This window comes from Vibrio sp. 2132-1, from assembly GCF_033344315.1.
Genome location: NZ_JAWPON010000781.1, coordinates 1 through 533, shown reverse-complemented (window position 1 = coordinate 533; position 533 = coordinate 1). Strand labels below are relative to the sequence as shown.

Here is a 533-nt window from a genome sequence, read left to right as displayed (position 1 = left end):
ACATTGATGTATTGCGCAAGCACGTACGTAATCACCTGCCGAAAGCGACGCATCACTTTCCTGAAGAATACGTAACGGATCGCTCTCAGCGTTTCATGGCTTCAGAAATCGTACGTGAAAGGCTAATGCGCTTTACTGGTGATGAACTGCCATATTCTGTAACGGTTGAGATTGAGCGTTTTGATTACAACCCAGAAACGGACGGTTTCCATATCAATGCTTTGATTCTTGTTGAACGTAATGGTCAGAAGAAGATGGTTATTGGTAAAGGCGGCGAGAAGATCAAAACCATTGGTCGTGAAGCACGTCTAGATATGGAAGAGTTGTTCGGTCGTAAAGTTTATCTAGAGACTTGGGTTAAAGTGAAGTCTGGTTGGGCAGATGACGAACGTGCACTACGCTCACTGGGTTACATCGACGATCTATAATTTGAGGCGAGAACACTTCGTTTCAATATTAAGTAGAATCCAATATCGATTAAAATAAGGAGCCGCATGGCTCCTTATTTTTTATTATTCTGGCATTAGATTTTT

General features: G+C 42.0%; 1 protein-coding gene. It reads left to right on the top strand.

What is annotated here, in order from left to right:
- Positions 1-428, top strand: a 428-nt coding sequence (gene era, locus R8N47_RS27965) for a GTPase Era (protein WP_318186455.1), incomplete at its 5' end; no start/stop codon positions are given.
- Positions 429-533: the final 105 nt, after the last annotated feature.